The sequence below is a fragment of the Rhizobium sp. R711 genome, from assembly GCF_002211365.1.
Taxonomy (GTDB): domain Bacteria; phylum Pseudomonadota; class Alphaproteobacteria; order Rhizobiales; family Rhizobiaceae; genus Rhizobium.
Map to the genome: position 1 here is coordinate 44695 of NZ_LOKZ01000007.1, position 23529 is coordinate 68223.

The window sequence follows — 23529 nt, forward strand, 5'->3', positions numbered from 1 at the left end:
TCTTCTTCTCCATCATTGCGGTTGCAGCATGAGCTGCATCTGGTTGATATCGGGGCGTTTTTCGATGCAGGCCTGGTCGGTGGCGCTCCAGACCAGATTTTGCCTCGGGTCGCAGAGTTCAGGTGTGTCGGGTGCAGCCTGGCGATCTGGCTTGCTGTTCGTCGTCCTGGAGGAGCCGGAAAGATTGGCCGACGACATGGCATTGCGCGCGTTCAAAAGATCGGCCATAGCAGCGCCAAGCTTGATGAGATTGTTCATCATGTCGAGATTGGCGTTGCGGGCCGTCGAATTGTGATCCCAGCTGTCCTTCAGGGTTCCGGTCTGCGACGCGGAGAGTTGCTGGTACCAGTTTGCGACGTTGCCAAGGCTGGCAGACGTCGAAGCGTTGATCGCCATTGCGTTCAGGGTCGAGCTGCGCATGCCAGTAAAGGCTGTTTGCCTACCCCCGAAATTATAGGGAATGCCCGACTTGTCTGATCCACCAAAGGCCGGCAGCCAGTCCCTGGTAATCGCGGCGACATAGCCTTGGGTTTCCTTGAAGGGAGGGATGCCGCCATACTTGCTGACAGTGCCGGCCCCTGAATTATAGGCGGCAAGGGCGAGGTTCACGTCACCGCCGAAACTGGATAGCTGTAGCTTGTAATAGCGCGCGCCCCCCCGCAGGTTCTCCTCGATATTGTTTTCGTCGACACCAAGCTCAGCGGCCGTGTCCGGCATCAGCTGGGCAAGCCCGGTCGCTCCGGCAGGGGACTTGGCGCATGGATTGAAGCGGCTCTCCTGATAGACGAGGGCGAGGAACTGGTTCTCGTCGACGCCATATTCGCGCGCGACGCGACGCACGAGACCGGAGATTTCGGGATTGCCTTGCGCGGCGCCGATCGGGTCATTGCGCCGGCCTGGCCGGTACATCGAACAGGTAACCGAGGTGTTGATCGCATAACGATCGTGATCGGTGTCCTCGAGGGCGGCGGTCGTCTTTTGGCGCTCGGCACGCGGATCAAGATTGCTCTTGTCGAAGGTTGGAACCTCTGCGCCTGCGAACTCCGCACTCAGGCCGATGGCTAAGGCGGTGAGGACGAGGATGGCGGTGCATGGCGGCCTTTGCGCTGCGTTGCTCGTCACCGGCCTTCCTCCCAACCGCAGAACCTTGCCAGCCAGCCGGAGGGATCATCGCCGTACTGTTTGCGAAGCAGGGCGCATTCCTCGATGGTTTCCTTGCGTGCGGAGAGCACCTTGATCAGATCCGGCATCGAAGCGAGATCGAGCCTGGCAATGACGCTGTCATGACCGTGCTTGATCAGGAAGGATCGCTTTTCCGGCGGCGTGTTGCGGATGAAGGCGAATTCCTTGGCGGTGAGCCCGAAACGATGGATGTAGCTCTCCTCGTCGGCGCGCGGATTGGGAAAGTGGATCGTCGTGGCAGACTGCTCGATCAGCGTATGGGCAGCCGGCGAGCGGACGATATCTGCAGCGGACTGGGTGGCGAAACCGACAATGCCGTTCAGCTTGCGGATGGTCTTCATCTTGTCGACGATGAAGTCGCTGAAGGTCTGGTCCTTCAAAAGGCGCCAGCCCTCGTCCATGAAGATCATGACCGGGTTGCCGTCGAGGAGCTCGTCCAGCCGATGGAAGATGTACATCAGCGCCGGGGTGCGCAGATCGTCGTTGTCCAGGATATTGGTCATGTCGAAGCCGAAGACGCGCCGTTCGCAAAAGGAGAGGACGTCGTGCGGTGCGTTGAAGAGCCAGGCCTTCTCGCCCTCTGTCCAGGGGCGCAGCCGTGCATGGAGGTCGTTTGGTCCGGCGCGTGAGCGTCCGGTGAGGAGCCCGGCAAGATTGGTCAGCGTCCGCTCGACCGCAGGCTCGCCCATGAGCCGAATGATCGCGCGTTCAAGCGTATCCTCTTCTTCCTGATCGAATGTGGCGTCCTTGTCCGTGCTAAGCATTGCCTTGAGCAGGCGGAGCAGAAATTCCCGGTTCTCACCGGTGTTTTGGATCTGCATGGGATTGAAACCGGTCGGGATCCCCGGGGTGAGGATCTCGTATGAACCGTTCATTGCCCGCAGGAAGATTTCGCCACCCCGATCCTTGTCGAAGAAGACGGCACGCGGCGAAGGTTTCACCCTGAAAGCCTGCGCCAGCAGAAAGGCAAGAGCGACGGTCTTGCCGGATCCGGTTGGACCGGTCACCAGAAAATGGCCGATATCACGCTGGTGGAAGTTGAACCAGTAGGGTGTCTGGCTGGATGTTTCCAGAATGGTGACCGGCCTTTCCCAATGCATTCCGTCGCTTTGGCCAGCGGCAAAATTGTGCATCGACGAGAGGCCGGAGAAATTGGCGCTCGAAAGCATCGCCCGCCTTGCGATATAGGCGTGATTGCCCGGCAGTTGCGCCCAGAACGCTGCCTCAAGGTTCAGGTCCTCGCGCAGCCAGTTGATGTTCATGTCGGTGAGGCAGGCGCCGAGATCTGCAACCGCCTTGTTGACGCCATCGAGGTCGCGCGACAGGCAAAGCAGCGAAAGATGATGGAAGCCGAAGACGGCCTCTTGGTTGAGGAGGCTGTTCAGCGCGAAATCGATATCGTTTTCGACATCGCTGCCGGCTTCGTCTGACGCGCCGATCTGCCGCTTGAGCCTCGAAATCCGTTCCTGAGCAATCGGTTTGTCGGCGAGCGTAAAGGACTGGGTGAGAATGAACTCGTGATTGACCTGCAGGAGGCCATCCAGCATTCCGGGACCCGTGAACGGCGGATATTCCTTGATCGACAACATCGCTGCGAAGCGGTCTTCTTCCTTGACCGGCCCCTGCGACTGCATGGTGCGGCGTGCAAAATGAAGTCGCGATGTCCCGACGAACTTGGCAAGGCTCATGCGCGCAAGACGCATCTTTCGCGGTACGCCGCAGGTCAGGATGGTGTTCAAGAACGCGGCGGGCTCCGAGTAGGGCTCGTTGTTGACGCCTGAAATACCAAGGACCGTCGCGCCGTACTTGCTAAGATCGCGCACGATATTGCCGACAAGCTCTTCAAGCTCGCCGATGGCCTCGACAAGTTGATCGCCTTCGGGATTGCGGCTGAAGGCTTGCCCGAGGAGACGTCTGACCCGATCACCGGCCGCCAGCGCGCCGCGCATGCCGGAGCGCAATACCGTCAGGTAAAGCTCATTTTTGAACATGCGCTTGCGGCCAAGGGAATTCATGTAGCGGCGGTCAAGCTCGGCGCAGAACGGATCGTCGAATTCACCGGCAATGACGGTATCGACCTGCCGGCGGATCACCGTCGACCAAAGGGAAAAGCGGCTGGAGCCGAGCGCCCGGATCAACGTATTCTGCACCACCGCGCGCATGTTGATCTCGGCTTGGTCCTCGGTCTGAAAGAACAGTCCATCGAGTTTGATCACGCTCATCAGGGCGCCGCTCTCGAGCTTGATGACGGTGTCGGCGACGTGACGCAGGTAAGGAATGTGTCTGGCCATCGGCCGTTCGCGATGGTGGACGGATCCGAAGCCGAGTTCTTCACGGATGACGCGGAGCATGGTCATGGCCCATAGGAGTTTGCGCCCCAGAACGGCTTGTTCGGCGTACGGGGCGTCAACCGCGTGGAGACCTGCAAGACATCGAGGACACGCGCGTCAAAGCTGCAAAGTGAAAAAAGAGCGGCGTAGGCGCACGGCGCGGTGACGAGCGCCCACAGCTCGTTGGTTATCAGCCAGGCGATGATCGTGAGCCCGATGACGATGACGACTGCCATATAGGGTACGCCCCAAAGCGTCGGCGAACGCGTGAGGCCGATCACCAATGGGGTCAGGTGGGGTTCTTCCTCGTCCGGCGCGGCCATGGCTTTAGTTTCCGACCGTCGATATCAATTGGTCGACGATGGCGGGCGCACCGAAAACCAGCCCGATGCCCAAAACGACCGCGCCTGCCGTGAACCAGCTGAGGCGACCAGCGAAGGCAAGAAACCCGAGACCGATGACCGCAATAATGGCGACGAGGCGTCCGAACGGCCCGGTGATGAAATCGACGACCGCCTGTACGACCGTCTGCAGGGGAGCAAAGGCCTGATTGGTCGCCTGCGCCATGGCAAGGTCGGCTGCGGCAAACTGCATCAGGCCAAGAGCGCCAAGAACGGCAACGCTGCAGACCCATCTCCTTTGACGATGTGACAGTTCTATCTTCATGGTCCTCTCCTTTCGGTTCAAAACTGCATGACGCCACCGATGAACTTCGGTGTTGGCGCCTCCGGGACCTCGCCCGTCAGCGTCTTGTCGATCACGGTCGACCGATTGCGGCTGCTGACTGTTGGTTTCGCAGGAAAGTCGAGCCCAAGCTGCCGGTTGATCACCGAGGCGACGTAACGGACGGTCTCGGGATAGGCTGGCATGCCGCCGCTGTCGTAAATTGCCTGTTCGCCGGCGTTATAGGCCGCAGCCGCGATGATCGGGCTTTTGAATTCGTCGAGAAGCGCCCGCAGATAGCGCATGCCGCCGTCGATATTGTCGGCTGGATCACAGACATCAGTGACGTCGAAGCGCCTTGCGGTCTGAGGCATCAGCTGCATTGGCCCGCGCGCACCCTTGGGGCTGTTGCGGAGCCGGTCGAAGCGGCTTTCGGTCCAGACGATCGCCAGTGCGAAGTCCAGGTCCACACCATAACGGCGAGCGGTTGCTGCGACCAATGTCTGGATGTCCTCAACCGACAAGGGCGAGGCACCACATGCCGGTGTCAAAACCGAGGCGAGGTCGGCACCAGGACGAACTGCTTTGGTTTGGGATTTCGCCGATCGCGAGAGATCTGCCACCTTCAAGCCGTCTTTTCCAGACGGAGCAGGTAAAGAACTGAAATAGTCCATATTTTGACGCCCATCGTTGGATGTTCCCGCAGCGGCAACGTTCCCCTGGCGGCTGATGTCGGCATTGAAATGTTCCAGTTCCTGCTTCATGGAACGTGGTGAAAATGCGTATAAGCCGACGCCGTATAATGAATGATTTCCAATGTCTTGTGATTTTGCTGCGAATGAATGCAGGCACGAAAGCGTCGCAATCAATGCCATCCGGTTCTTGCTGGTCATCGGACACCTATGCCTTCTTTATGGGGGTAAACGACATCAGAAATCGCTTGCTGTCAACCACAAAAACAAACTAATATAGTTCGTAGTTGAAGGCGGTATCTTCCGCCAGTGAGCGTCAAGGGGTGTGAGGATGAAGCAAACTCGTATCGTTCATAGGCTGTTGGTCAAGATCGTCCCGCTGCTCGCAGGGATACACGGCCATGCGTCTGGCGCCTTTGCCGCTGGGGCGGCCGAGCCGGCCTATATCAAGTCTCTCGTCGCGCCGGGAAAAACCGTGCTGGTCGTCGAATATTATGACGGCAGCAAGACGGTCGTTTCGCGCAAGGGATACGCCTCGGCGACCGGGTTTCGCGCCATTTCGCCGACCGAAATCAGCATCGATGGCAAGACCGCCCTGCATCTTTACGGCGTGGAGCCTTGCCAGGGCGAGATGGTCAATAGGTGGGAAGGTTTTGCCGGTCCCTGCCAGGACTTTGCCCAGCAGCAACTGAAAACCCTCCTCAAATACCCCAAGGTCATCCTTTGCCGGGCCTTTCTGTCTGAGGAGAATGCGCCAAGGCAGGATGTAACCTGCTTCGGCTACTATTATTTCCCGGGGTCGCTCGACAGCATCAGCAATTTCGAGGAGCAATTGGTGGCTGTGGGTGCACTTCGTCTGGCAACGAAGCCTGATGGATCGCTGATGCGTCCGGACCTCGCGGACGAAGAAAAGATCGGTCGCCACGGGTATGGCATGTGGGCTGATCCGAGGACAAAGCGATGAGATGGGACGGGTGCTTGGCATTTTCGATCATGCTCTGGGCCGGAAGCGCCGCAGCCGCTGAAACCCGCGAAATGTCAGCGCATTGCGACCAGAGACGGGTCGCCGACGATATCCGGCTTGAGGGCAAACGGCTCGACCGTGTTTATGCTGTCCAATGCGGCCTGCATGATTGCTCGCAGGATCAGCTTCGCCCGCCCAGGTCATCTGCGGCCATATCAGGAATTGACGGCAGAGCATCTGCCGTCGATGGCCGGACCCTTCGGTTTCCAAAAGCGGGGATCGACGTCAAGCTTTTTGGTATCGACGCTTGCGCATTGCCGCAGTGGTCTTTTGAGGCCGATCCGAAGGCGGAAACGGGCGATCGACTGAAGCCCGTGCCGTGCGGCGCACTGGCCCGGGCCTGGCTGAAGAGGACGATTAAGGACCATTCGGTCAGGTGTCTTGTAAAAAGGGCAAGCCGGCCAGTTTTCGGGCGCTGTCTGGTTGACGGTCGTGATCTGGCTCTGGAGCTATTGAGGGTCGGTCTTGCGAAGGTCGCCGACGGTCATTCAGGCAGTGTATACCAATCGGCCGAAAAGCACGCCATGGACGCCCGATATGGAATCTGGGGCACGTATGTTCTCGACATGAACGAGTGGCGGACAAGTGCTGTGGACCGCACACTGCGCCGGCATCCCATTGCCGACTACAATCTGCTGGTCGGCCGGCGCCTGGAAATTTCGCCACCCTTTGCCGACGCCAGAGGCCTGCCGAGGCGTACCGACCGCTGACCACCCACGGAGACCAGGGAGTATGAAGCTTATTCTTGCCGTCGTATCTGTGCTATCCGTCTCCGTCCCTGCGCGCCTGGCTGCGGCTGACGAATGGGGGTGCGAGGTCCTGCTTTGCGCTGCCTCGTCGAACCCGTCATGGCACAGCGTGCCCGAATGCCATGCGCCGATGGGTCGCCTGATCTCGGCGATGAAAGCCCCAGGTTTTTCCTGGCCGACCTGCCCGGAAGGTGGTGCTGGTAAACCAGGCTACGAGCCCTTTTCCAATTGTCCCCCAGGGTGGTCTGCAACGGAAGGCGGCGTCGGGGGCGCTGGCACTCGCGCTGAACTGTCGCGTTGCATGCGAGTGGTGAACGACTGCAGGGGCGGTGAGTGGGCGTCTCGTGGCATTGCCGATCATGATCGAACCGAGGTCAGGCGCGATGGCACCTCCCGCGTCTACCACGACAACCGCAGCTGTGCCTACACCGAGTACATGGCGCGCCCACGTCGCGAACAGCCCTACTACTTCGATATCGGTGATGAGACGGGTGACAAACAGTCGCGGATCTATTTCGACTTAAGGCGCTGAACGGTGCCTCGATCACCCGTATCCGTTTCGCGACGGGCGGGCGCGTCAGAATTGCGGAATTCCGGAAGTTTCCAAATTGGGAACTTTGGGCTTGTTTCCAGGTTGGGAACGCGCTAGGTAGGGGGTGACAATGAACGTCATCGCTAAATCCGCCTTGGTCAAGTTTTGGAGTAGCTTGCCCAAAGGGGCACCCAGAGCAACTGCTGAAGCTGCGATGAGGGAATGGTATGCCACCGCATCTAAGGCGAGTTGGGCCAATCACAGCGAGTTGAGGAACACCTTCAACTCGGCTGATATCGTCGGTGGCAACAAGGTAATTTTCGATGTTGGCGGCAACAAGTACCGTATAGTGGGGTTGGTCGCGTTTCGCTCAAAGCGGATTTACGTCCTTTTTGTGGGAACGCACGCCCAATATGATGCGATCGACGTGAATAAACTCTGAGGTGAAAGGAGATCGAGATGTTGAATTTGAAATCGCTTCGTACGCTTCAGAGCGAAAACGAATACGATGCAGCGTTGAAGGCGGTCCGGCGGTATTTCGAAATCGAACCCGACGAGGGGTCCGATGAAGCTGCTCATTTCGACGCGCTCGTCCTTCTGATCGAACAGTATGAAGCCAGGCATTACCCAATCCCGACTGCTAGTCCGGTCGAGGTGATCAGGTCGGTGATGATTGCGAACAAATACAGCCGCGCCGACCTTGTGGCTGTCATTGGCTCCAAGGCGCGAGCGGCCGATCTTCTGAACGGAAAGCGAGAGATCAACCTGGACCAGATTAGGAAGCTTAGCAAAGCTTGGAATATTCCTGCCGGCGCACTGATTGGCGAAGCTGCTGGTTAGGGTGAGCTGATGCGTTCGTCTCTTAACCGCTTCGCGGCACTGAGTTGCCGCCGGCCCCTGCGATCCGGCTCGACGGGTCTGTCACCTGGTCTGGTCTCTTGTCTTGCTTAAGGTGACCAGGGCCGATTATGCAAAGCTACGATAGCATCGTCAGAAGCGCGAGATAGTCGCGGTTTATCAGGCCAGCTCCGGCACACGACGTCAATTTTCAAGACCGCTTTGAAAACGCCGGCTTTGCGCCCTTATCTTCGCCAGCGCCTGTTCATCGAGAGCGATCTGGCCCGCAAGGACGTGCGCGAGAAGGTGAAGTAGTTTCTCGACGGCAAGAGTGGCTGTCGGCGCTTCCCAGTCGACGAGGTCATTTCTTGTCGCAACTTCGCTTGCAAGCACCTCGTTTCGTTCCAACTGTGTGGAGTTGCCGTCGGTGACGCCTCCGTTCATTTCGATCACCATTGATAGAGAACGTTCGTGTGCCCTGATCCGTCTCAACAGTTCAGCTCTCACATCGTTACCCTTTCTTCCAGTTCACCTCATCAAGATACACAGGCCCGAAAAAGGCTCGTCGAGCGCGGTTGTGTTCGGAAAGCGCATAGCCAATCGCCGGATGAGTGCTATAAACCAAGCCATCGATTTGAGCGGACATGCATGACGGCAAGGACTGACAGCTACATCACCGAGACAGGACTCGAGCCAACCGCCGACCCGAAGGTGGATCGACCTGTCTATCGCCGCCCCGGGTTCGACGGGATTGCGTCCACGCAGGCGATGGATGAAACGATCGCTGAGGCGTTGAGCAGGTTTCGAAAACAGAAAGACTTGTCGCGGGCCGAGCTCGCCATGCTTATCGGTTCGATCGAGGCGGTCTACGGACGTTATGAGCGGGCCGTGACAAAGCTTCACGCCACGCAGGTGCTACACCTTTGCGAAGTCCTCGGCATTTTTCCAGATGATCTGCTCTTCGATGCGGCTCCCCATCTTTGGGGTCAGACGAGGGAAGAGGCCCTGGAGCGCCGGCGCATCACCAAGATGATCCAGGCTCTTCCGCCCGAGACCTTGCGGACGGTCGCGACGATCCTGGATTCGATATTTACGCTTCAGAACGCGGGTTCCTAGGCGTCCTTTGTCGAGCGAGCTGTAATGACAAGCGGTCGGGCTGCCGGTGGTTGCGTCCGGCAGCAACGGCTGCGCGTTAGTAGCCACGGTCATGCCATTTCAGATATGCGCAGCTTAGAGCTCACTTGAAAACGTTGCCAGCAGCGAAATGAACTTCGGCCGCATCTTTTTCGGGACCGCGAGAAAGGCGTCCACCAGCCGCTGGCCCTCATCGGTGGCGACGAACTCTTCCCGGACGGCCGCCTTCCGGTCCAATTCACAATTGCCAAGTGTCGAGCGGGGCCCCAGGCTTTCGAAGAAATAGGTGATCGGCGTCTCGAGAACATGGGCGATCTCGTAAAGGGTCGACGAGCTTACCCGGTTTGCGCCTCGCTCGTACTTCTGGATCTGCTGAAACGACACGCCGACAGCAGCGCCAAGCGCCGTTTGAGACAACCTGAGTTGCTGCCGGCGCTTCTTGATGCGCTTGCCGACTTCTATATCGGCAATGTTCTGGGCGTTTGTTTCACGGGTGGCATCGGTAGGGGTCGATGCGACATCAGCCAATGGTTTCTGCAACATAAAAGCGCTCCCGCTGGCCAGACAAGCTGGCAACCAGAAGCCGGGGAGGTGAAAAACCGTCAAGCTGGCGGCCCCGTGGTCTTTAGCGCGAACGCCTCTTGCATACGCCACAGGCTCCCCGACGAATTGGTCGCGAAGAATACGCTCTAACAATGAGCAATAAGCTTGAATGGGGTTTCCACGCCCCAAGGCGATTGCATCGCCTGAGTTGTAGTCTATCAACAGGATTCACGTTTGCAAAGAACTTTAGGAGCGTGTCCTAACATTAGCGCATGTATTGGCCGACCGATCTGTCGGGTCGTCAGGGTTCGTCTGAACGCATCGTCCGTTTCGTCTCCTCGACAATCATGCGCAGCAGATAGCGAACGAAATGCAGGTCGTCGTTCGGGGGATACCGAAGACAGATCTCGTCGATGATTCTCAGCAGTTGCGCAGTCTCCTCATGAACGGTCGCGATCGCGAAGCGTCGGGCGTCGCCGTCATCCAGCAGGGATTTCCTGCGACGGACCACCGCGCGGCACCAACGCTACGCAGCGGTCGGGGGACGCTGCGCAGTGGCACTGCCGTCACGCCCCCAAACCAACAGGGATTGCCTGATACCGTGTGTTTGCTGATGCTGCGAAAGAAGGTCCGGCGGTATGCTTGAGGAGACGATCTCAACCCGGTCACCATTGCCGAGCGCAACGGTACTCAGACGTTTTACGGGATATCCGCGCCGCTGCATCATGTCGACAAGAGGCGTGTAGGTGACGAAGACAATTTCGCTGGCGTTAAGGTGCACAAGGCATTCGAGGACGCCCGTCATCAAGAGGTCAGCGGCAGAATGACCGCCTGCCGAGGGCGCATCGAGTGCCGTTGCGCAGCGGCTCCACTCGAATATGAGGGACCCCGAGGGCAGCAGTCTGGCCGACAAATGGCGGCTCAGGCTTCTCGCGAAATGCGGGCGTGTCGTTGGAAGCAACCTTGAATATCCAATAATTCTGTCGCCGTGAACGAGAACGGCATGAATGGCATCGGCCCTGTCATATTGATCCCGTTCGCGGCCATCTTGTCTGCGAAGCTCTTCCCAACCCAGTTGCTCCACGAACCTTCGGTGCCGGAAAAGCCAGACGCGCTCCATCAGCTCCGGGTCGTCTGCCTCACGAATAATTCTCAACATTGCAAAGCCTCCGCGTGCACCTGATGAGGATGCAACCGCGGATAATCAAAATCTATTCGTAAAATGTCGTATTTTTCAGCGCAGCAAGCCTCTGCGAAACGCTTCCGCCATGAGTTCGGCGCGGTTGGCGGCGCCAAGCTTGCGCTGAAGGTTACGGATGTGGGCCTGGATCGTGCGGGGAGACCGACCGGACATGGCCCCGATTTCGCGATCGGTCTTGCCTGAGGCGCACCATGTCAGGCATTCGCTCTCGGTTTTCGTGACTGCGAGATCTTCCAGTGGTCGGACAGGCAACGCGGCAAGGGCGAGCAGACGACGGTGTGCGTGCGTCGCGACGAACTCCAACAGCGTGACCTCTTGAGGCGTGAGTTTCGGGCGCCTGCCTGCAACCGAAAAGACGCCAGCCATGCCGTGCTGCGAGTGAAGTGGGATGGTTACCCCGTCGACGAGACCAAAATCGCTCGCTTCGTCCATGATCCGCCTCGACTTCGAGGACAGGTTCTGCAACTTCAGCGATTTCGACCAAACCATCGGGCGTCCGGACAGCCGAACAAAACGCACGACCGGGTCGGCGTGGAAATAGTTGAGTTTCAGATAGCGTTCAAACCAGGGGCTCGGCCAGTTCTCCCCAATGAAGTAGGAGTCGAGCCTCTCATGGGCGAGCGGCAGGAATGCGGCCGCAAAGTGCTCCACGCCAAGCTGGCGCGTTGCTCCCTCAACGGCAGCCATCAACTGGCCTCTATCGACCGTTCCATCGGAAGCATCCAGGAAATCCGTCAGAATTGTTATCGGGAACAGGCTCATCGAATTCGCTCGCACATTGATCTCAGATCAACAGCTGCTCTGGCCAACTTGTTAACGTGAGGCGGTTGCAACATCCATGATGCTACTGATGCTTGTACACCTCAACGGGCAGGACGTAAATCTCACCGTGTTTGCGGCGCGCGCTGGCCGGCTGTCGCACGAGCGTTCCAGCGATCGTCAAAAACCTGCAGGAGACACAGGTGGTCGCCTTTTTGAGATCGGCTCGGCCGACATCCGCGTGAGGACAACCCCGCGCTAGCCCTGGCGGCGCGAGGCATGGCGCAATCTCGTCGGGCCTCTTTGCCCTACACCAGCCAACAAGCCTTGCAGGGCGGAGTTATCGGGCCGTAAGGATGATCTCATCCGGCGCTTAAAGCCGGTTACCGGATCACTGGCTCACCATGATAGCGGCGCTTTGAGGGTTTCGACACGCCGAATCCGACTTCCATCATAAGACGCGGTGTATGCTTTGCGAGCGTTCCCATATGGAATCCGAAGGGGTCCTCGACAAAGCCCGTGCCCGCCTTTCCGGTCATCGTGACGGCATTCTGCTCGCCATAAAAGCCCAGCACCTCCTCGGCTGAATGTCCGACGAGCAATGTCAATTGGTGCTTCAGCCGCCGGCGGTTGTGACTGCCTTTGACATAGACGTGGGGGCCGGCATCCGCATCGACGTCTGACAGGTAGAAGAAGAACTTCAGCATGCGCCAGTCATCGAGATCGAAATGAAACTTGAACGAGGCGCGGCTGAGGTCGGCTTCCGAAGCCGACTTGGTCGGAAAGCTCCACCAGGTTCGCGTGGTAATCAGTTTCGCCTCGCCGCCGAGATAATGTCTTGCAATGTCGATGAGCAGCGGGTCCTGCTGGACGGCGACTGCTGCCTTGCATTGCAGCACCCGCTCGAAATGGTGGCCGCTCAACAAGGTGCGTCCGAAGCGGCGTTCCGCTTCCGCGTGGTCCTCGGCCAGAAACTCAAGGCCGCGCTCGAAATTGCCAAAACACGGGGTTTCGCGCGCAAATGTCGCGATTTCCTGCTGGATCTCCGGGGGTAGATCGAGGCCGGAAAAGATGCCTGTCCGTCTCAATTCCGCAGCGACGTCCTGTGCCTTGATATCGCCAAATATTGACGCCGACTTTGTCGACGGCGGAACCGACCGCGCCGTCAGCCAATGTGCCCGGCGAAATGGTATCGTGCGGGCCAGAACGAACATCGGCAACCAGGCGGGGTTTTCCCGCAAATCCGTCAGGTAGGTCGGCACGCGCGCTGCCATGCGGCGCAGAGGCCCCCCTGTGCGGGCAATTGCTTCGAGGTCTTTGGGTCTGGAATTCGGCGTATCAAGCATTTGATATCCTTATGCATTCGTGGTTGTCCACGGCCTTTTTTATCCCCGCGCCCCACGTTAAGGGTAAGCAGTTCTGGTCTATAATGCAACGCAGCATCCCTATGTTTGCAATGCGGCGAATTGAGTTTGAGTTGTCATCGCTGGCCACCGCAGGCGGGCTCGACTGCAGCAAATCTACATGCCCTGCGCAGTCTTTGGTTGCCATGTCAGATGCGGGCATAAACCTAACAAGTGTCATTAGTCAGCTCTCGAGAGAGCGAACGAGCCGGGCGTCTTCCCAAAATCGACTGCAGCAAGATCTCCTGGTTTGAAGGCTCTCGAGAGGGATAGAGGCTGGTTCTCGGCGGCAGGTTTCGGCGCAACGGTGATCGCTGCGCGTAGCTTGCTGTAGGCGTAGACGCCGACCAGCAACATCGCCAGGGTCGCCAGCAGCGCCCACCAGATAGCATGAGGCCGACGAAACCGATGAGGCGTGGTGCGAAGGTCCAGGTCTCGATGGTCGTTGTCGGTGATCATTTAACCTCCTCGGGGTTCGTAAGGAGCCAACGCGATAGGGTGCGATGGGTTCCGACCATGGGACTTCAGTCTCAGCCGGTGACGGGACGACGGCGCGCCATCAAAGGCTCCTCGCTTTGGCCGACGATATCAAGGGCTATCAGACCATGGTCCGACGGATATGGGACCTCCGCCCGATGTGCGATCCGCGTTTACTGTCTAACTATCGACTCGGCCCCCGACGAGTCCCGTCAACCCCGTGTTGATTGGCTCGATTATCTTGATCTGTTTGGAGAAAGCGATGCGTATTTCAACCTTGGCGTCCGTGGCGATCCTTTCGCTGTCGGTTGCCGCAAGTCCCTTGACGATTGCCGGCGTCGATATCGCCGCGATGGCAAAGGATGGCGGCAATGGTGGTGGTAACGGTGGCGGAAATGGTGGCGGGAACAGCAATGGCGGTGGAAGCAACGCCGACCATGGTAGCACCAATAGCAGCGACAAGTCTCATGGTGGCGTAAAGGGCAAATCCGGTGAGGCGGGCAGCAAGTCCCGGTCTGCAAAGGCCGATACGACCGGGACCCTCACCAAGGAAAAGAATGCCTCGGCGCAGCTTGCAGGCCTGAGCTCCCTGAAGCGGAGCTACAAGGCCTACATGCACACGTCAGACCCACGCATGACGGCGATTGCCGCCTATGCGATGGCCTATGCCCAGTACGAAATCGACAACGGAACGGAGCCGTCTGTGAATGATCCGATCCTCGGAGACGAGGCTCTGGAGGATGCGCTGGCCTCGGCAACGAAGACTGGCGAGGTCAGCCCTGCCGTTCTTGCTCAAGCCAAGACGATCCTCGGGGTTGGCGATGCTCATGGAAAGATCGACGAGATCCGCCAGTCGTTGGAGACGTCCGCGTCGCAGACGCCCGACGAATAAAGGTCAGGCGGTGCGGTCAGGGAAGCGTCTCTGGCCGCCAGCTGTTCAGGCGTGACCTGATCAATGCACACATCGCCCTTGGCTTTGAAGCCAAGCCGCTCTGAATTCCCGACGCCTTGGTCACCGGCGGTTGGAGCGCCCCCGTTCGAACCACACGACGAGGCCGATTGTTCGCTCAGACCAGAATCCTTTAATAAGCATGGAGCTCGACACCTTTAGTGAGCGATGCGCTCGGTTTCATGGCCGCCTTGTTCCCGGGCCCGACCGATAGAGAAGCGGGACGATGTTGTCAGCTTAGAAGTCGTCTGGAAAGGCGGGAGCTACGATCCTCCTTGATCGCTGCCGTTATTCGAAGATGTGATCAGTGGAACGGAGTGTGTAATGGGTTTGGGATTGCCATTGCTTGTGTCATCGAGCCGCCGTTCGAGTTCCATCCAGCCGATCTTGCCGACGTGGCCAGTCCCCGCGATCAGAAGCTCGGCGGCAACGAGCGGGTGTCTTTTGACGAGGCGCACGACCATGCGTGCGATGCCGGCCACCATCGCTTTTTCGACGCCGGTGCGTGCGAACCGTTGAACGGCATAGCGCTCCAAATAACCGGCATCATCGGGCGCGGCGACTAGTGCACCGCGCCCTGGGAAGGGCGGTCCTTCATGTCCTTGCGCACGCGCTTGGGAAGCGAATCGCGCGTTGCGGACCTCACCGCTTCCATTGCGGCTTCGGCAGCCTGGCTCATCGCGGTTCCAGCAATTCCGATTGCCCGCTTTCCCTTTCTCGTGCTGCGGCCTGCTGCATTTGCGACGTCATCGCGTTCGCCAACCAAGACGGCCGCGGCGGCACCGGCTGCTGCCGTCAGAGCTTTGGCAAGAATGCCACGTCCAATGTCGCTGGCGAGCAACCCCTTGATCAGCGTGGATTTGCGAACGGCTCTGGGTACTTTGTAGCCAGCGATTTTCTTCGGAATGCGGTTCTTCTTTGCCATCATCTGTCTCCTATCCGGTGAGCCAGAACGTCCGTTCGTTCGGTTGGTTCCCGGAAAACGCACCATTCACGAATCTTGAGAGAGGACCCGCGGAGGGGTGAAGAAGTTTCCATCTTGCAGACCATGGAACTGAAGGAAGATCAACGCTCTGGAAAGAGAGCGCAAGTTTCTTGTGAAAGATGACGGATGCGTGGCTTCTATCGCTAGCTGCCCTCGTTCGGCAGGCGGGTCCTCGCGGCCGCACGCTGGGCTTCGATCCTTGACAAGCAGAGAATGTTTGTGAAGGTTGATGGCATGAGTGAGGTGGCTGATTGGTTATCTTATACAAGTCCGATCAGTCGGAAAAATGCTGCTGAGGCAGTATTTGAAGATATACGTTCGGCAATCACATCGGGACGGTTGGTGGTCGGGACACGGCTGCCCGCTGAGGCGCAGCTTGCCTCCCGTTATGGCGTCAGCCGCCCTATTGTCCGCGAAGCGCTCCGCTCCCTTCAGACACTCGGCTTAACTCAGACTCGCACCGGCAGCGGCACCTATGTCACAACATCGACACCTGGACCGGAGCTGCGTTACGGCGGTTATTCTGCACGCGATTTGATCGAGGCTCGCCCCTTTATTGAGGTGCCCGCCGCAGGCTGGGCGGCTGTGCGGCGGACAGAGCAGCAGCTCGCGCGTCTGCTTGAGCTTTGCGATCTGATGGACCACGAAGAAGATCCGTTGAAGTGGGTGAATCTGGACTCTGAATTTCATTCGATGATCGCGGAATCCTCGGGAAATAGCGTCTTCGCCAAGATCGTGACGGACGCCCGCGATGCGCTCATGCGGCAGTCGGAGCTGGTCAACATGATGGCGCAGCGCCGCGTGGCCTCGAATGTCGAGCACCGTCACATCGTTGAAGCGATTGCGGCGGGATCCGAAGAGGGGGCCATCGCGGCGATGGAAACGCATCTGGGTCAGGTGAAGCGTGTGGTGACCACGATCATTGGTGAGGATCAACCGCAGCATTGAGAGCGGTGGGCAGGTTGGCCAGCCGCTCCGGCCGTAGTGCCTCGAGCAATTGTTCGGCGGTCAGATATTCATGCTGAAGCACGATTTCGGGTATGGTGCGTCCCGTTGCCAGCGCCTCGCGGGCAACCTTGGTAGCGGCCTGATAGCCGATCAACGGATTGAGCGCCGTGGCAAGGCCGATCGATTCCTGAAGGCGCTGCGCCATGAGAGCCGGATTGGCCGCAATGCCGTCGACGCAACGTTCAGCAAGGATATGGCAGGCCGCCGTCAGATGCATGATGCTTTCCGATAGCGAGCGCACGATGATCGGTTCGAAGGCGTTGAGCTGCAGCTGGCCTGCTTCTGCAGCCATGGTGATAGTGATGTCGTTGCCGATGACGGCAAAAGCCACCTGGTTGACCATTTCCGGAATGACCGGATTGACCTTGCCAGGCATGATGCTCGAACCTGCCTGCATGGCTGGCAGCGTAATCTCGCCGATGCCGGCCCGTGGGCCGGAGGACAAGAGACGCAGATCGTTGCAGGTCTTCGACAGCTTGACCGCGACGCGCTTCAGCACGCCGGAGAGGTGGACAAAGGCGCCGGGATCCTGCGTGGCCTCGATAAGGTCGCTCGCGGTTACCAGAGGCCGGCCGGTGAGCCGGGCCAGATGAGCGCAGGCGAGCGCCGCATAACCGACAGGTGCATTGAGGCCTGTGCCGATCGCGGTGGCACCCAGATTGACCTCGTGCAGGAGGGCCGCCGATTCGATCAGGCGCGATCTATCTTCGCCGAGCATGACCGCGAAGGTTCTGAATTCCTGGCCAAGCGTCATCGGTACCGCGTCCTGCAGTTGCGTGCGACCGACTTTCAGGATGCTGTCGAACTCCTTGGCTTTCCGTTCGAATGCTGCCTGCAATGTCTCCATCGCTGCAGCCAGGCCGTCGATGGCTTCGATCACCGCGACATTGACGGCCGTCGGATAGGCATCGTTGGTGGACTGGCTGAGATTGACGTGATCGTTCGGATGAAGATGACCATAGTCGCCCTTGGCATGGCCGAGCAGCTCCAGCGCGCGATTGGCGATGACCTCGTTGGCATTCATGTTGGTCGAGGTACCGGCACCTCCCTGAATGACATCGACGACGAATTGTTCATGAAGCTCGCCGGCACGGATTTCGCGGCAGGCGCGCACGATGGCATCGAGCCTTTCTTTGCTGAGCAGACCCAGTTCGTGATTGGCAAGGGCCGCCGCTTCCTTGACGAAGGCAAGACCGCGGACGAGATGTGTGTAGCGCCCGATCGCGGTGCCCGTTACCTGGAAGTTTTCAACCGCTCGCGCGGTATGCACCCCCCAATAGACATCGGCTGGAATATCCTTTTCGCCCAGTAAATCATATTCGCTTCGCGTCTTGATCACATTACCCTCCTGCAGTCGAAATCAAGCCATATCTGTCAAGCTGTAAGACAGATCTAAAATCTGTTATCGATTGCCCGGAACCGCGTCAATAAGCCTGAGCCGGGTTGACCTGCGCCAAACGGTGCGTGTAGAGGAAAATCTGTCATACAGCCTTACAGCATTGTCGACGGTGGTCAACTTCGATCGACGGCTTGATGGAGGCGAACGGCATTCTGTCGGGTGCAAGCGAGCACCTCGGACCTATCCAGGACAAACGGCTCAAGGGAGGAGCAATGTCAGTCAAAACCATCCAGAATGTGCCGGCAGATCGCCGGCCACCAGCCGATGAGGAGCTTGGCTATCACAAGGCGCTGAAGCCGAGGCAGATCCAGATGATTGCCATTGGCGGCGCGATCGGCACTGGGCTTTTTCTTGGGGCCGGCGGGCGGCTTGCCGCGGCCGGACCCGCTTTGATCTTCGTCTATGCGCTCTGCGGCTTCTTTGCCTTTTTGGTGCTGCGCGCGCTCGGCGAATTGATCATGCATCGCCCGAGCTCCGGCTCCTTCGTGTCCTATGCCCGCGAATTTTACGGCGAGAAGATGGCCTTTGCGGTTGGCTGGATGTACTGGCTGAACTGGGCCATGACGTCCGTTGCCGACGTGACCGCAGTCGCGCTCTACATGAACTTTTTCAAGCAATACGTTCCATGGCTCGCAGGCGTCGATCAGTGGGTCTTTGCGCTGATCGCGCTGATGGTCGTGCTTTTCATGAACCTGCTGTCGGTCAAGGTTTTCGGCGAGCTCGAATTCTGGTTCAGCCTCGTGAAGGTCCTCGCGCTTGCCAGCTTCCTCGTGATCGGCATCTATTTCGTCGTCTCCGGAATGCCGATTGCCGGTCATTCGGCAGGTTTCAGCATTATCGGGGATAGCGGCGGCTTCTTCCCCAACGGCATTTTGCCGGCCTTCGTCATCATACAGGGCGTGGTCTTCGCCTATGCGTCGATCGAGCTGATCGGTACGACGGCAGGCGAGACCGAGGACCCCCGTAAGGTCATGCCGGGTGCAATCCGCACGGTCGTTGCACGCCTGCTGATCTTCTATGTCGGCTCGGTTCTGCTTCTGTCGCTGCTGCTGCCTTATACGGCCTATAAGGCCGGCGAGAGCCCCTTCGTTACCTTCTTCGGGGCGGTCGGCATCGAAGGCGCCGACATTATCATGAACCTCGTCGTGCTGACGGCCGTTTTATCCTCGCTCAATGCAGGCCTCTATTCCACCGGCCGCATCCTGCATTCGATGGCGGTTTCCGGCTCGGCGCCGGCAGCGCTTGCGAAGATGAACAAGGCGGGCGTGCCTTATGGCGGCATCGCGGTGACGGCTGCCGTGACCGTCATCGGCGTGGCGCTGAACGCCGTTGTCCCGGCAGCCGCATTCGAGATTGCGCTCAATCTCTCGGCGCTCGGCATCATCTCGGCCTGGGGCGTTATCGTGCTGTGCCAATTAAAGCTTTGGAAGCTGTCGACGCGTGGCGAGATGGCACGTCCGGATTTCCGCATGTTCGGCGCACCCTATACCGGCATCTTGACCCTCGTCTTCCTCTTTGCGGTGCTGGTGCTGATGGCGCTCGACTACCCCGTTGGCACCTGGACGATCGCGTCGCTCGTCCTGATCGCGCCGGCCCTCGTCATAGGCTGGTACCTGTTGCGCGACCGCATCGAGCAACCGGCGACCGAGCGGGGCTAGTCGTGACGGCAACAGGCATAAATCCGCTGGTGGCAGTCATTGCCACCGGCGGCACCATCGCAAGCGAGCGGGCAGAGAATGGCGCAAGCGCGCCGTCATTGTCGGGCAAGAGCCTACTTGGCCTTCTGCCCGATATGCCTGTCGATCTCAGACCCATCGAGTTGATGGCGAAGGACTCGGCAAGTCTCACGCTCGCCGACATGCAGGAGATCAGCAAGAAGGTGGGCGAATTGCTGGCGGATGCAGCCGTCAACGGCGTCGTCATCCTGCATGGTACGGACGCGATGGAAGAGACGGCTTTGCTCGTCCATCTGCAGCACGGATTGAACAAGCCCGTCGTCTTCACGGGCGCGCAATTCACGGCGGATCATCCCAAGGCTGACGGGCCTGCCAATCTTGGCGCGGCGGTGGCCGCCGCGAGCGATCCGGTCAATGCGGGTCGCGGCGTACTCATTTCTTTCGGCGGTCGCTTGCTGCCTGCCTGGGGGCTCTACAAGCATTCCTCCGATGTGGCCGATGCTTTTCGGCAATCAAGGCCGCTCGAAAATCCGCCAAGTCCGCGTTTTGCGGCTACATTGGACAACGTGCGTGTCGACGTCGTGGCGATCTATCCGGGTTGTGACTCTGCGCATATGGATGCGAGCCTGAGGGCCAATGCCGATGGCATCATTCTCGCCGCCCTCGGCTCGGGCAATGCCAATCCGCGGCTGGTGGAAGCCGTTAGGCGCTGTGCGGATGTCGGTGTACCCGTCGTGGTCTCCAGCCGGGTTTCGGACGGGCTGCTGGTTTCAAGCTATGGCGGCGGCGGTGGCGGTCACGATCTTGCCGACGCCGGCGCCAGCCATTCCTCGACACTACGGCCGGGGCAGGCGAGGATCCTGTTGGCAACTCTCGTCGCCTCCGGCGCAACGGCCGAGTTGATCGAGCAGGCATTTGCAGATTTCGCCGGCGACAGGAAGCCTTGAATGCCAGCTTTCCGCGGCGTCCACCCTGCTGGGCGCCCTGATGGTCATGGTCGCCCGCCTTCACCTCATCGCGTAATCGACATGCGACAAATGATCAGTCGGAGGCGCACCGCTGTCTTACGAGTCCCTTTTTCGCGGTGTTAGCCTTAGCTGGTCGGAACGAATTTCTTGGCCACCCGTGTGACCGGCGCAGCTTTGTGTCAGTGACCGGCAGGACTGGCGGCCTTTAGACAAACAAACTCCAAACGTGCCAAAAACGATCGACGACGGACTTTGTTCCAGGGATTTCGAAATATTTCTACTCGTCTAGACAAAGGAATCGCATTGCATTTTAGTACCTTTGCATATGTCAAGAGGTATCGACATGAATACCGATCTTCCCGTCTTCATCAGGCCTCTCCACGTCGAGATCGACGGCACAGGACGTTATCGCAAGGCAGAAACCGTCGACCACCTGGCGGCGATGCTGCTTAGTGGCAAGTGGCATCATCGGGGCGGCGCAAGGTTCCACCATGCGTTGATGCGCTCCGTCGAAGCACTGGAGTTCTACACCGACGGCGAAACGGCAAGAGCTGCCTTTGTCGACGCTGCGCACGAAGCAGGAATGCATGTACTGCCAGACGACATGCCCGATATGAAAAAGGCAAGTTAGCCCTCGCTTGATTGTGACGTCTTGCTCGACTGCCACCTTCCAAGATGCCGGAAAGCGCCCTGCGGCGCGCTCTGCCCAGAGTTCGTTCCTCGATTTGTTTCCTGCTGCAAACAGTGCTGACCTGAAAAACACTATGCAAAGCTGTGCGTGTACGAGCCTTCCTGGAAATAAAGGAAGCCTTTTGACCAGCGGTTGCCCGGCCAGACATAATCCACCTTGCCTTCCGCAGGTCGGTAGATGGCCGTGTAGAGCGTGGGGGACGAGCCACCACTGGAGTATAGCGGCGGCAGGAGAAACAGGTCGATCAGCTGCGATAGCGACATGGTCGGGTCCTGCAGTGCTTGTTGAATTGCAAGTTGACGCGCCATTGAAGACGATGAAGGCCTGTTGGTGCGCTGATGGTTGGTGCATGCCTTCAGGCGCGAAACGATTGGCCGCTGGCCAGGGCCGAGGAACAGGGTGGCATAGTGGCCCGAACGGTCGAGGACGGTAACGTTTTGTGCGAGCGCAAGCGGTATGCGGCATAGCGCCTCCACCGCCTGGTCGACGCAATGGCACGTCTCAAGGATGTAACGGATCACCAGGATGACCGAGAAGCCGGCGCCCCGAGCGTGGCTGCCACCGAGAGTGACGCTTGCGACCAGTCCTTCCTCATTCATGCCGTCCACGCAACCTCCCCATGGCCGCTGTGCTTTGGAGATCACCCGCATGTTGGTCCAGGCGGTCATCTCAAAGCGATCCGACACGATATTGGGGGGATAATCGAAATTGCGCACGAGCGCCGGACCTTCCTTTCCTAACCACACAGCCTGACTGCAGCCATAACGCTCGGGCAAAGGTCGGTAGTGGCTCAGCATTCGATGCGCCACCTCATCATCGCCAACGAGGGCACATGCGCTGTCATAGAAGGGCATCAACTCGGGCATATGTCGGTGCAAGGCGGCGCGGCATTCACTGGCGGTCGGGTGCGGCGACACGGCCTGGCCGAAATACCATGCCTCGGCCTCCGCCCGCCCGGCGAGGAAGCGCTGCAGCCACGCTTTCCCGGGCTGATCTTCCCGCACGCTTACGAAGGTCTTGTCCATGGCGACCGAGTATAGGGACTGCATCGGCGACGTGGCAAGTTGTGGCGTTTTTGTGACGATGAGATCGACGGACGAGCCGGCGCGTGATGACCGACCGATCACGACAGGTCGGTCTGCTTGCGTGGCGGCAGCCACTGAAACCGAACAGGGCACACAAGCGTAACGCCACGCTGCATTGAAGTTTCGCACAACTCAAGAGGGCAATCACTGGATCACAGATGTTATCCACAATATGGATATGAAGGCGTAAACCTTACCGAGCCGTCCCATGATGCACGATCAAATGCCCATCATTACACTGCGCGGATCGCCAAGCGACCGCGGGCGCCAACATGGCACCATATTGCGTGGCATGATCCTGGAGGCTTTCAAAGAGCTGCGGCGGTCGACGGACGATGCAAGCTGGAGCCTGGCGCAGGGCCATGCGGCTGCTTGCATCGATCAGCTTTCCGGCATCACTTTGGATCTCGTTGCCGAACTTGCCGGCATTGCCGAGGCAACCGAGCTTCCGCTTTCGGACCTCTTTCTGCTTTCGGCTTTCGAGTACTTTGCCAAGGGTCGGACCGGATGTACCTCGGCTGGACTGGTAGGGGACAATGGCGCAGTCGTTGCCCAGAACTGGGATGCCCGGGTCGGAGGAGAACGCGATTTGGCGGTTTTCATCCATGAGGGTGCAGACCTCCACCTTGTGACCATAGCTTCGGCAGGCACCCTTGGCTGGGTTGGCATGAATGGGCATGGCCTTGCCCTGGTGAACAACGATCTCATACTCGACACATCCAAACACGGTCTGCCGAGTCTCGTGATCCGGCGCATGATGCTGGCGCAAACATGCGTCGAGGACGCGATCGGGGTTCTGCGCGCACATCCACATATGTCTGGCCGATGCTTTCTGCTCGGTGACGCACAGGGCAGCCTGCGGGCGGTCGAAGTCGGACCCGCGGCTGGAGTGACCGATCGGGCCTTTCGCAGCATTGTTCATACGAACCATCCGCTTTTCCCAAAGCCGGCCATGTGGGAAGATGTGGAAGAGGTCGCGCGCCATTATCCGTCGAGTCGCTCTCGTCTTCGCGCCGCGCGACAGTTTGTCCTCACTGATATCGACGACGTCGCGGCATTGCTGCGCGATCGGACCGGCGCGCCCGACGCGATTTGCAAATCGCCCTCCGCGCGCGAACAGACCGGCACCGCTTTCTCGGTCATTTTCGACTGCAGCCGGCGAGAGGCGATGGTCGCGATTGGTCGCCCGGACCAGACAGACTACCGCCGCATCACAGTGCTGCATCCGGCCCATGTCTAGGA

At 59.1% G+C, this 23529-nt stretch carries 27 protein-coding genes and 1 pseudogene; 13 read left to right on the forward strand and 15 right to left on the reverse strand.

What is annotated here, in order from left to right:
* Positions 1-12: 12 nt before the first annotated feature.
* From ATY80_RS10745 to ATY80_RS29555, 5 genes and pseudogenes are all read right to left on the reverse strand, one after another.
* Positions 13-1122, reverse strand: coding sequence for a lytic transglycosylase domain-containing protein (locus ATY80_RS10745; protein WP_088692416.1), 1110 nt, complete (start codon positions 1120-1122; stop codon positions 13-15).
* Positions 1119-3533: a VirB4 family type IV secretion/conjugal transfer ATPase gene (locus ATY80_RS10750; RefSeq protein ID WP_088692504.1), complete on the reverse strand. Its 2415-nt coding sequence runs from the start codon at positions 3531-3533 to the stop codon at positions 1119-1121. Before ATY80_RS10750 ends, ATY80_RS10745 begins: the two co-directional genes overlap by 4 nt.
* Positions 3534-3535: 2 nt before the next feature.
* Positions 3536-3835 carry a VirB3 family type IV secretion system protein gene (locus ATY80_RS10755; RefSeq protein WP_088692417.1) on the reverse strand — a complete coding sequence of 100 codons (300 nt, stop codon included), beginning with the start codon at positions 3833-3835 and terminating at the stop codon, positions 3536-3538.
* 4 nt (positions 3836-3839) lie between these two features.
* Complete coding sequence (locus ATY80_RS10760; RefSeq protein ID WP_088692418.1) at positions 3840-4178, reverse strand: TrbC/VirB2 family protein; 339 nt, start codon at positions 4176-4178, stop codon at positions 3840-3842.
* Between the two features lie 140 nt (positions 4179-4318).
* Positions 4319-4714: pseudogene (locus ATY80_RS29555) on the reverse strand (lytic transglycosylase domain-containing protein); the annotation flags it as partial.
* A 484-nt stretch (positions 4715-5198) separates the two neighbouring features.
* Between ATY80_RS29555 and ATY80_RS10770 the strand changes: the two are divergent.
* The 5 genes from ATY80_RS10770 to ATY80_RS10790 all read left to right on the forward strand — a co-directional run bounded on the left by ATY80_RS10770 (position 5199) and on the right by ATY80_RS10790 (position 8012).
* Positions 5199-5831: a hypothetical protein gene (locus tag ATY80_RS10770; protein WP_245306805.1), complete on the forward strand. Its 633-nt coding sequence runs from the start codon at positions 5199-5201 to the stop codon at positions 5829-5831.
* A gap of 14 nt (positions 5832-5845) precedes the next feature.
* Positions 5846-6601, forward strand: coding sequence for a thermonuclease family protein (locus ATY80_RS10775; protein WP_245306806.1), 756 nt, complete (start codon positions 5846-5848; stop codon positions 6599-6601).
* A gap of 22 nt (positions 6602-6623) precedes the next feature.
* Complete coding sequence (locus tag ATY80_RS10780) at positions 6624-7172, forward strand: hypothetical protein (RefSeq protein ID WP_088692420.1); 549 nt, start codon at positions 6624-6626, stop codon at positions 7170-7172.
* A 130-nt stretch (positions 7173-7302) separates the two neighbouring features.
* A complete protein-coding gene (locus ATY80_RS10785; protein WP_088692421.1) occupies positions 7303-7614 on the forward strand; it encodes a type II toxin-antitoxin system HigB family toxin in 312 nt (103 codons plus the stop codon).
* A gap of 17 nt (positions 7615-7631) precedes the next feature.
* On the forward strand, positions 7632-8012 hold the full coding sequence (locus tag ATY80_RS10790) for a transcriptional regulator (RefSeq protein ID WP_088692422.1): 381 nt from the start codon (positions 7632-7634) through the stop codon (positions 8010-8012).
* Between the two features lie 201 nt (positions 8013-8213).
* On the opposite strand, the gene ATY80_RS10795 is transcribed toward ATY80_RS10790, so the two are convergent.
* On the reverse strand, positions 8214-8453 hold the full coding sequence (locus ATY80_RS10795; RefSeq protein ID WP_141105550.1) for a hypothetical protein: 240 nt from the start codon (positions 8451-8453) through the stop codon (positions 8214-8216).
* Between the two features lie 204 nt (positions 8454-8657).
* On the opposite strand from ATY80_RS10795, the gene ATY80_RS10800 reads away from it, so the two are divergent.
* A complete protein-coding gene (locus ATY80_RS10800; RefSeq protein WP_088692424.1) occupies positions 8658-9125 on the forward strand; it encodes a helix-turn-helix transcriptional regulator in 468 nt (155 codons plus the stop codon).
* Positions 9126-9239: 114 nt separating this feature from the next.
* Here ATY80_RS10800 and ATY80_RS10805 read toward each other — a convergent pair whose 3' ends face one another.
* The 6 genes from ATY80_RS10805 to ATY80_RS10840 all read right to left on the reverse strand — a co-directional run bounded on the left by ATY80_RS10805 (position 9240) and on the right by ATY80_RS10840 (position 13508).
* Positions 9240-9908 carry a helix-turn-helix domain-containing protein gene (locus tag ATY80_RS10805; RefSeq protein WP_245306807.1) on the reverse strand — a complete coding sequence of 223 codons (669 nt, stop codon included), beginning with the start codon at positions 9906-9908 and terminating at the stop codon, positions 9240-9242.
* A gap of 79 nt (positions 9909-9987) precedes the next feature.
* Positions 9988-10197: a hypothetical protein gene (locus ATY80_RS10810; RefSeq protein WP_245306808.1), complete on the reverse strand. Its 210-nt coding sequence runs from the start codon at positions 10195-10197 to the stop codon at positions 9988-9990.
* A 15-nt stretch (positions 10198-10212) separates the two neighbouring features.
* Complete coding sequence (locus ATY80_RS10815) at positions 10213-10845, reverse strand: acyl-homoserine-lactone synthase (RefSeq protein ID WP_088692426.1); 633 nt, start codon at positions 10843-10845, stop codon at positions 10213-10215.
* A 75-nt stretch (positions 10846-10920) separates the two neighbouring features.
* Positions 10921-11649: a LuxR family transcriptional regulator gene (locus ATY80_RS10820; RefSeq protein WP_245306809.1), complete on the reverse strand. Its 729-nt coding sequence runs from the start codon at positions 11647-11649 to the stop codon at positions 10921-10923.
* 380 nt (positions 11650-12029) lie between these two features.
* Positions 12030-12992, reverse strand: a complete 963-nt coding sequence (locus tag ATY80_RS10830; protein ID WP_088692428.1) for a hypothetical protein — start codon at positions 12990-12992, stop codon at positions 12030-12032.
* 237 nt (positions 12993-13229) lie between these two features.
* On the reverse strand, positions 13230-13508 hold the full coding sequence (locus tag ATY80_RS10840) for a hypothetical protein (protein WP_088692430.1): 279 nt from the start codon (positions 13506-13508) through the stop codon (positions 13230-13232).
* Between the two features lie 280 nt (positions 13509-13788).
* On the opposite strand from ATY80_RS10840, the gene ATY80_RS10845 reads away from it, so the two are divergent.
* Together ATY80_RS10845 and ATY80_RS28560 are read left to right on the forward strand one after the other, a co-directional pair.
* Positions 13789-14418, forward strand: coding sequence for a hypothetical protein (locus ATY80_RS10845; RefSeq protein WP_088692431.1), 630 nt, complete (start codon positions 13789-13791; stop codon positions 14416-14418).
* A gap of 332 nt (positions 14419-14750) precedes the next feature.
* Positions 14751-15041, forward strand: a complete 291-nt coding sequence (locus tag ATY80_RS28560; protein WP_141105551.1) for a hypothetical protein — start codon at positions 14751-14753, stop codon at positions 15039-15041.
* Here ATY80_RS28560 and ATY80_RS10855 read toward each other — a convergent pair.
* A complete protein-coding gene (locus ATY80_RS10855) occupies positions 15038-15400 on the reverse strand; it encodes a hypothetical protein (protein ID WP_088692433.1) in 363 nt (120 codons plus the stop codon). The genes ATY80_RS28560 and ATY80_RS10855 overlap by 4 nt on opposite strands.
* A 294-nt stretch (positions 15401-15694) precedes the next feature.
* On the opposite strand from ATY80_RS10855, the gene ATY80_RS10860 reads away from it, so the two are divergent.
* Positions 15695-16408 carry a FadR/GntR family transcriptional regulator gene (locus ATY80_RS10860; RefSeq protein WP_088692509.1) on the forward strand — a complete coding sequence of 238 codons (714 nt, stop codon included), beginning with the start codon at positions 15695-15697 and terminating at the stop codon, positions 16406-16408.
* Here the strand turns inward: ATY80_RS10860 and ATY80_RS10865 are convergent.
* Positions 16380-17807 carry an aspartate ammonia-lyase gene (locus ATY80_RS10865; protein ID WP_088692434.1) on the reverse strand — a complete coding sequence of 476 codons (1428 nt, stop codon included), beginning with the start codon at positions 17805-17807 and terminating at the stop codon, positions 16380-16382. The genes ATY80_RS10860 and ATY80_RS10865 overlap by 29 nt on opposite strands.
* A 272-nt stretch (positions 17808-18079) precedes the next feature.
* Between ATY80_RS10865 and ATY80_RS10870 the strand changes: the two genes are divergently transcribed.
* The 3 genes from ATY80_RS10870 to ATY80_RS10880 all read left to right on the forward strand — a co-directional run bounded on the left by ATY80_RS10870 (position 18080) and on the right by ATY80_RS10880 (position 21142).
* A complete protein-coding gene (locus ATY80_RS10870; RefSeq protein WP_088692435.1) occupies positions 18080-19525 on the forward strand; it encodes an amino acid permease in 1446 nt (481 codons plus the stop codon).
* Positions 19526-19527: 2 nt separating this feature from the next.
* The gene (locus ATY80_RS10875; protein ID WP_088692436.1) at positions 19528-20490 is read left to right on the forward strand and encodes an asparaginase domain-containing protein; all 963 of its coding nucleotides are present in this window, start codon (positions 19528-19530) and stop codon (positions 20488-20490) included.
* 364 nt (positions 20491-20854) lie between these two features.
* Positions 20855-21142: a DUF982 domain-containing protein gene (locus ATY80_RS10880; RefSeq protein ID WP_088692437.1), complete on the forward strand. Its 288-nt coding sequence runs from the start codon at positions 20855-20857 to the stop codon at positions 21140-21142.
* A 131-nt stretch (positions 21143-21273) separates the two neighbouring features.
* Here the strand turns inward: ATY80_RS10880 and ATY80_RS10885 are convergent, their stop codons facing one another.
* Positions 21274-22227 carry a C45 family autoproteolytic acyltransferase/hydolase gene (locus tag ATY80_RS10885; RefSeq protein WP_088692510.1) on the reverse strand — a complete coding sequence of 318 codons (954 nt, stop codon included), beginning with the start codon at positions 22225-22227 and terminating at the stop codon, positions 21274-21276.
* Positions 22228-22510: 283 nt separating this feature from the next.
* On the opposite strand from ATY80_RS10885, the gene ATY80_RS10890 reads away from it, so the two are divergent.
* Positions 22511-23527, forward strand: coding sequence for a C45 family peptidase (locus ATY80_RS10890; protein ID WP_088692511.1), 1017 nt, complete (start codon positions 22511-22513; stop codon positions 23525-23527).
* Positions 23528-23529: the final 2 nt, after the last annotated feature.